The following is a 7,561-nucleotide window of genomic DNA, read 5'->3' as shown; positions in this document are numbered from 1 at the left end:
TTGCCCCCTCGACAGTCCCCTCCACACCACGCGGGGGGGGCGGGCCCCCGGGCCCCCCCGCGGCGGGCGGGGGGGGCCCCCCCTCCGCGCGGAGGGGCTCAGGCCTCCTTGAGCGCCTGCTGGATCGTCCGCATGACCTCGTCGAGCGGGGCGTCCGTGCGGGCCACGGCGACCACCACGTCACCCGCGGTGGAGACCCGAGCGGCCGGCGCCTCGGCGGAGGCGTCCGCAGCCGCCGCCTGCGCCCCCTGGCCGCCCTGCGCGGAGGTGGGGGCCGGCCGGCCGCCTATCCCCGTGCCGAAGGTCTCCCGGACGATCGCGAAGGCGTGGTCGAGCTGGGCCTCCACGTCGCCCTGGCCGCCCGCCCGCAGCCAGCGGCGCAGGACGTGGTTGTGCGCGGTGACGACCGCCGAGGCGGCCACCTCGGCGAGCAGCGGGTCGTCGTTGCCGTCGTGGTGGTCCCGCTCGTCGAAGTGCCCGAGCAGATAGCGGGTGAAGAGCCGCTCGTAACGGGCCACCGAGGCGATCTCCCGCTCCCGCAGGGTCGGCACCTCACGGGTGAGCCGGTAGCGCTCCACGGAGACCGCGGGGGACGCCGCGTACATCTTCATGACTTCCTTGATGCCCCGGCACACCGTGTCGAGCGGGTGCTCGTGCGGCGGGGCCGCGTTCAGCACCGCCTCCGCCCGCACGAGGGTGTCGTCGTGGTCGGGGAAGATCGCCTCTTCCTTGGACCGGAAGTGCCGGAAGAACGTCCGCCGCGCGACCCCGGCCGTGGCCGCGATCTCGTCCACGGTCGTCGCCTCGTACCCCTTGGTCGCGAAGAGCTCCATCGCCGCGGCGGCGAGCTCCCGGCGCATCTTGAGCCGCTGCGCGGCGGCACGAGTGCCCGCCGTGCTCTCCGGAGCGTCGGACGGGGACGTGGCACGGGGTGTCTTCGCGGCCTTGGGCATGGTCCGAACGTACTGCATCGGAGTGGGAGTGTGCCCAGGTGGGGGCGGGGAGACCCCCGGGGCACCGGCGGCGCCCGGGGGACTCAGAAGACCGCCCCAGCCGGCGGTGCGGGGCTCAGCGTCGGGCATATTCGCGGAAGCCGCGACCCGTCTTGCGGCCCAGGCAGCCGGCCGCCACCAGGTGCTCCAGGAGCGGGGCCGGAGCGAGGCCCGGGTCGCGGAACTCTCGGTGCAGCACCTGCTCGATCGCGAGCGACACGTCCAGGCCGACCACGTCGAGCAGCTCGAACGGACCCATCGGGTAGCCGCCGCCCAGCTTCATGGCGGCGTCGATGTCGTCCAGGGTGGCGTAGTGCTCCTGGACCATCTTGATCGCGTTGTTCAGGTACGGGAAGAGCAGCGCGTTCACGATGAAGCCGGCGCGGTCGCCGCAGTCCACCGGGTGCTTCCTGATCTTCGCGGTGACCTCGCGGACGGTGGCGTGGACGTCGTCGCCGGTCAGGACCGTACGGACGATCTCGACCAGCTTCATGGCCGGCGCCGGGTTGAAGAAGTGCATCCCGATGACGTCCTGCGGGCGGGTCGTGGCCCGGGCGCAGGCGATGACCGGCAGCGAGGAGGTCGTGGTGGCGAGCACCGCGCCCGGCTTGCAGATCTTGTCGAGCCGCGCGAACAGCTCCTGCTTGACCGTCAGGTCCTCGGCGACCGCCTCGACGGCCAGGTCGACCTCGGCGAAGGCGTCGAGCGAGCCGGCCGGGGTGATCAGGGCCAGCGTCGTGTCGCGGGCCTCGGCCGTCATCCGGCCCTTGTCGACCGAACGGGCCAGCGACTTGGCGATCCGGGCCTTGGCGGTGTCCGCCTTCTCCTGGGAGCGGGCGGCGAGCACGACCGCGTACCCGGCCTTGGCGAAGACCTCGGCGATGCCGGAGGCCATGGTCCCCGAGCCGGCGACGCCGACGGAGGAGACCTCGCGGCCGGTGCCGGTCCCCGCGGAGGTCAGCGGGGTCAGGGCGTCGCGCACGACCTCGCCCGAGCCCGGCGCCGCGTACGTGTAGAAGCCGCGGCCCGCCTTGCGGCCGGTCAGACCGGCCTCGCTGAGCTGCTTGAGGATCGGGGCGGGCGCGTGCAGCCGGTCGTGCGAGGCCGCGTACATGGCCTCCAGGACGGTGCGCGCCGTGTCGACGCCGACCAGGTCGAGCAGCGCCAGCGGGCCCATCGGCAGGCCGCAGCCCAGCTTCATCGCCGCGTCGATGTCCTCGCGGGAGGCGTACTTGGCCTCGTACATGGCGGCGGCCTGGTTCAGGTAGCCGAAGAGCAGGCCGTCCGCGATGAAACCGGCCCGGTCGCCGACCGCCACCGGCTCCTTTCCGAGGTCCTGGGCGAGCCGGGTGACGGCGTCGACGGCCCGCGGGTCGGTCAGCACGGACGAGACCACCTCGACCAGCTTCATGGCCTGGACCGGGGCGAAGAAGTGCAGACCGAGGACCCGCTGGGGGTGCGCCGAGTCGGCGGCGAGCCGGGTCACGGAGAGGGCGTTGGTGCCGGTGGCCAGGATCGCGTCGGGGCGCACGATGCCGTCGAGGGCCCGGAGGACCTCCTGCTTCGCCTCGTACGACTCGGGCACGACCTCGATCACGAGGTCGGCCTCGGCCGCCGCGTGGAGGTCGGAGAAGGTACGGAAGCGGGCCAGGACGTCCTGCCGCTCCTCCTCGGTGATCCGCTCGCGGGCCACCGCCCGGGCGGTGGAGGCCTCCAGTGCGGCGACGGCCTGGGCGGCGGCGGTGTCGCTGATGTCGATGCCGATGACCTCGCGGCCGGCCCGGGCGAGGACGTCGGCGATGCCCGCGCCCATGGTGCCGAGACCGACGACGGCGATGGTGGAGAGAGGGGTGTCCATCAGGGGACTCCAGAGGAAGAGTGACGACTGAGGGCAGTGCGCGCACGAAAGGCGCGGAAAGTGCGAGGGCGATGCCCGGAAAGCAGGGCGGTGCCCTGGAGAAAGGGGCGACGGACTCTGTCCCGGAGTCACGTCGAAACTGCCGAACCGACGAACGAACACGACGGCTGCGTCACCAGGCCGTCGTGCGAAGTGCGGGTGGTGCCCGCTCACCTGAGACTAACCGGCCGGTAACGAGCGCGCCAGTCCCGGGAAGTTGGGAAAGTGTGATCTGGATCGCGGATAGGGTCGGATTCATGGAAATGTCCGAGGACCCGGAATTCTGCTCGATGATCGATCGATTGCGGGAAGAGATCGAGAATGACACCGGAGAAGTCCCGGCGGCATTCGGCGAACTCGCCGCGACGGACGATCCCGAGGAACTGCACCGCCTCCTCACCGCCCCCGGACAGCCGCTCTGGGCCCGCGAGATCGCGGCCTACGTCCTCGGCGTCGCCGGTGACCCGCGCGCCTTCGAGGCCCTCGTCCTCCTCCTCAACCACCGCGACCCGGAGCGGTGCGTCACCGCCGCCCACGCCCTGACCCGGCTCGGGGGGGCGCCCCCCCCCCCCCCCCCCCCCCCCCCCCCCCCCCCCCCCCCACCCCGCCCCCCCCCCCCGCGCGGCGCCCCGGGCTGCTGGCGCCCCCCCCACCCCCCCACCCACCCCCCCTGCCGGGGTGGGGCGCCCCCCCCCCCCCCCGCCCCCCCCCGCGCCGGCCCCCCCCCCCCCCGGGGGCCCCGCCGCCGCCCTCGCCACCAACGAACTCCGCGTCGCCTACGCCCTGCTGCCCGTGCGGCTGCTCGCCGAGCTCCGGGCACCGGAATCCGCGCCGGCCCTGATCACCGTCCTGGAGCGACGCCTCCGGACCGGCGACCCCCACTGGCGGGTCGGCCTCGCCTGCGTCGAGGGCCTGGGCACCCTCGGCGACCCCCTGGCCCGCCCCGCCCTGGAGGCCGCGCTCCCGCACCCCCGGCTCGGCGCCGCCGCCCGGCGGTCACTGACCCGCCTCGACGGGGCCGGCTGACGCGGCCCGCGGCCGCGCCACGGCCGGGAGCAGGGTCACGACCGCCGTGACCACCGCCGGGAGAGCGGCCACCGCGAAGCACAGCCCCATCGGCAGCCGCCCCACCAGGAGCCCCGCCCCGGCCGTCGCCACCGTCGTGCCCGCGTTGAACCCGGTGCTGACCCAGGCACCGGCCCGGGTGCGCCGCCCCTCCCCGACGGACTCGTCGGCGAGGAGGTAGGCGCTCGTGATCGCCGGGGCCAGGAAGAGGCCGCCGAGCGCCACCCAGCCGACCATCGCGTACGGGTGCGGCGAGAGCCCCGCGGACGCCAGGACCGCGCCGAGACCCAGGGCCAGCAGCGACAGGCGCACCCCGGTGGGGACCCGCCACGGCACGGCGCCGTACACCAGACCGCCGACCGCGCTGCCCGCGGACAGGGCCGCCATCGCCCACGGCACCGCCCCGGGCCGGTGGTGCCCGTCGGCGAAGGCGATCACCAGCAGCTCGACGGCGCCCAGGCACATGCCGACCGCCGCCGCCACGGCCACCGCCCGGACCAGCCCGGGACCGGGCACGTCCCGGCCGCCCGCCGCCCGCCCCGGAGCGGCGGACCCGCGCTCCCCGGCGGCGCGCCGCACCGCCGGCGAGGCGACGAGGGCGAGGGTTCCGGTCAGCACGAGCGCGGCGCTCACGGCGAGGCCGGCCGGCGCCGAGGCGAACCGTACGAGCAGCCCCACCAGCAACGGACCCGTGACGAAGAGGAGTTCCTCCGCCACCGTGTCCAGGCTGTACGCGCGCCGCAGCAGGTCCCGGTCGGTGAGCGTCGCGCTCAGCATCGCGCGCGTCACCGGCCCGAGCGGCGGGGGCAGTGCTCCCGCGGCGGCGGCCAGGACCATCAGGACGGCCGCGGGGGTCGCGGGCCGGGCCGTCGCCACCGCCAGTACGACGAGCAGCAGGGCGTAGCCGGCGGCCAGGGGCACCAGGGCGCGGCGCGGACCGAAGCGGTCGACCAGGGCCGCCCGCGCGGGCGAGAGCAGGACGCCGGTCAGCCCGAACACGGCCATGACGGTGCCGGCCACGGCGTACGAACCGGTGCCGTCCTTGACGGAGAGGATCAGGGAGAGCGGGGCGGTGCCGTTGCACAGGCGCCCCAGGAGTCCCGCGCCGAAGGTACGGCGTGCGTGCGGAGCGCGCAGCACCGCCGCGTAGGTGGGTGCGGGGGAGTGGGCAGGGGAGATCACGGACATGACGGGGTTCCTCGGGGGAGGGCGCCGGGCCAGGGCCTGCGGCGCCGGGGCGTGCGGGGTCGGCGGGACACCGCGCCGGGTGGGCACGGTCGTCGGATCGCCGACTCCTACGCACGGAAGAGGAACATGCGCGTCAACGTAGCAAACGGAGCTCCGCCACGGTCTCACCGGGCGCCGCCCCCGCCCGCTCCGGCACCAGCGCGAACGCCTCGATCTCCAGCAGCAGTTCCGGGCGGACCAGCGCCGAGACCTGCACCGCCGAGCTCGCCGGCAGCGGCGCTCCCGCGAAATGGGCGTCCCGGGCGTCCCGGACCGCCGGGAGGTGGGCCACGTCCGTGACGAAGTACGTCAGCTTCACCACGTCCCCGAAGCCCGCGCCGGCCGCCGCGAGGCAGCGCTCCAGGTTCGTGAAGACCTGACGGGCCTGGGCGGCGGCGTCGCCCTCCCCGACCACCGCCCCGGAGGCGTCGAGGGCGCACTGCCCCGATATCGCGACGAACCGGCCCGTGCCCCACACGACGTGGCTGTACTGGGGGCTGGGCGCGAGGCCGTCGGGGGCGGGCACGTGGGTGAGGTGGCTCGTCATGCCCCACATCCTCGCGCACGCCACTGACAGTGCCCGCGACCCCTTGCGGGGCGCGGGCACCGTCGGGTCGCGGGGCCGTCAGCGGACGTGGCCCAGGAGGCCGTGGAGGGCGACGCCCGCCGGCTCCGCGCGCAGGGCACCGGCCCGCTTGCCGGACGCGTCCGGGGTCGTCGGGGCCGCCGCGGTCACCGGCTCCGGCTCGGGCTCGGGGAGCGCGGCGCACACCGCGTCCACCTCGGCGTCGCCCTCGCCGCGCGGGACCACGCCCGTGGCGAGGTAGGCGGCGAGGTGCCCGTCGAGGCAGTCGTTCCCGCCGAGGGTCACCCCGTGGTTCCCGCCGCCCTCCTCGACGACGAGGCTGGAGCCGCGCGTCAGCCGGTGCAGGGCGACCCCGCCCTCGTACGGGGTGGCCGCGTCGTCCGTGGCCTGGAGGATGAGGACGGGCGGCAGCTGGTCGTTGCTGAGGTCCGGCGGGGTGAGGGAGTCCACCGGCCAGAAGGCGCAGGGCGCGTTGTACCAGGCGTTGTTCCAGGTCGAGAACGGCGCCTTCGCGTGCACGTCCCAGCTGTCCTTGCGCCACACGTTCCAGTCGCGGGGCCAGCCCGCGTCCCGGCACTGCACGCTCGTGTAGACCGAGTAGCCGTTGTCGGCCGCGGCGTCGGCCTCCCCGTACCGCTCGTACGCCTCCGTCAGCGGCTTCGGGTCCGCGTCGTTGACGTACGCCGCGAAGGCGCTCGCGAGGCGCGGCCAGTAGCCGTTGTAGTACCCGCCCGGCAGGAAGGTGTCCTCCAGCTCGCCGGGGCCGACCTTCCCGCCGGCCGGGGCCGTGCGCAGCGCGTCGCGCATCCGGTACCAGGCGGCCTCGACCGCCGCGGGGTCGGTGCCCAGCTTGTACACGGCGTTCTGCCGGGCGACCCAGGCCATGAAGTCCTTGTGGCGGGCGTCGAAGGCGTAGTCCTGCGCGATGTTGTCCTCGTACCAGACGCCGTGCGGGTTCACGACGGAGTCGAGCGCCATGCGCCGCACCCGGTCCGGGTACAGGCGCGCGTACACGGCGCCCAGGTAGGTGCCGTACGAGTAGCCGAGGTAGTTGATCTTCGGTGCGCCGATCGCGTGGCGGATCGCGTCCAGGTCCCGGGCGGTGCTCACGGTGTCGATGTACGGCAGCACGTCCGCGTACTTCTTGCCGCAGGCGCGGGCGAAGGTCTGCGCCCGCTCGACGGCCGCGCGCTCGGCCGCGGCCGAGCCCGGCACCGAGTCGGCCCGCACGGGCGCGAAGTGGCCGGGCTCGCAGTCCAGCGCGGGCTCGCTCCTGCCGACCCCGCGCGGGTCGAAGCCGATCACGTCGTACTCGGCGGCCACCTTCGGGGGCAGCGAGGCCGCGACGTACCCGGCCATCCCGCGCCCGCTGCCGCCGGGTCCGCCCGGGTTCACGAGCAGCGGGCCCTGGGAGGTCTTCGCGGTGTGCGGGACCCGGGTGAGGGCGAGCGTGATCTTCCGCCCGGCCGGGTCGTCGTGGTTGAGCGGCACCTTCAGGGTGGCGCACTGGAGCCGGGGGTACGCCTTCGTGGCGCAGTCGGCCCAGGCGAGCGGGGCGAGCGGTCGGGGGGCCGGTTCACCGGCGTCCGCGGGGGCGGCGGGCAGGACGGTGACCGTCCCGGCGACCAGCGCTCCAGCGGCGATCAGCATTCCTGCGCGTGGGGTCATAGGGCGTTTGTGTCCCGAACCGGCGCGGAGAGGTCCTGTTTCGCCGAGAGTTGACCCGAACGGATGCGGATCCGACGGCGTGTCAGGTGTCCGGTCCGATGATCGGAGGAGAGCTCGGGGGGTGCC

Annotated in this window: 5 protein-coding genes and 2 pseudogenes; 2 read left to right on the top strand and 5 right to left on the bottom strand. The window is 75.0% G+C overall.

The window, feature by feature from the left end:
- Positions 1 to 98 precede the first annotated feature (98 nt).
- Together ACFV2S_RS29215 and ACFV2S_RS29210 are read right to left on the bottom strand one after the other, a co-directional pair.
- A complete protein-coding gene (locus ACFV2S_RS29215) occupies positions 99 to 953 on the bottom strand; it encodes a TetR family transcriptional regulator (protein ID WP_385565200.1) in 855 nt (284 codons plus the stop codon).
- A 115-nt stretch (positions 954 to 1,068) separates the two neighbouring features.
- Entirely contained in the window at positions 1,069 to 2,850 is a 1,782-nt protein-coding gene (locus ACFV2S_RS29210) for a 3-hydroxyacyl-CoA dehydrogenase family protein (RefSeq protein WP_385565196.1), read from the bottom strand.
- A gap of 296 nt (positions 2,851 to 3,146) precedes the next feature.
- Here ACFV2S_RS29210 and ACFV2S_RS29205 point away from each other — a divergent pair.
- Both ACFV2S_RS29205 and ACFV2S_RS29200 read left to right on the top strand, forming a co-directional pair.
- Positions 3,147 to 3,525, top strand: a pseudogene (locus ACFV2S_RS29205) (HEAT repeat domain-containing protein); the annotation flags it as partial.
- 105 nt (positions 3,526 to 3,630) lie between these two features.
- Positions 3,631 to 3,915, top strand: a pseudogene (locus tag ACFV2S_RS29200) (adenylosuccinate lyase); the annotation flags it as partial.
- Here the strand turns inward: ACFV2S_RS29200 and ACFV2S_RS29195 are convergent.
- The 3 genes from ACFV2S_RS29195 to ACFV2S_RS29185 form a co-directional block, all read right to left on the bottom strand.
- Complete coding sequence (locus tag ACFV2S_RS29195; RefSeq protein ID WP_385565192.1) at positions 3,886 to 5,142, bottom strand: MFS transporter; 1,257 nt, start codon at positions 5,140 to 5,142, stop codon at positions 3,886 to 3,888. The pseudogene ACFV2S_RS29200 and the gene ACFV2S_RS29195 overlap by 30 nt on opposite strands.
- Positions 5,143 to 5,275: 133 nt before the next feature.
- Positions 5,276 to 5,728, bottom strand: a complete 453-nt coding sequence (locus ACFV2S_RS29190; protein WP_383792995.1) for a RidA family protein — start codon at positions 5,726 to 5,728, stop codon at positions 5,276 to 5,278.
- Positions 5,729 to 5,806: 78 nt separating this feature from the next.
- Positions 5,807 to 7,435, bottom strand: coding sequence for an alpha/beta hydrolase (locus ACFV2S_RS29185; protein ID WP_385565187.1), 1,629 nt, complete (start codon positions 7,433 to 7,435; stop codon positions 5,807 to 5,809).
- Positions 7,436 to 7,561 lie beyond the last annotated feature (126 nt).

The sequence above is a fragment of the Streptomyces sp. NPDC059695 genome (assembly GCF_042733785.1).
Lineage (GTDB): Bacteria > Actinomycetota > Actinomycetes > Streptomycetales > Streptomycetaceae > Streptomyces.
The sequence above is the reverse complement of the archived record's forward strand: the minus strand, read 5'-3'. Positions and strand labels throughout refer to the sequence as shown.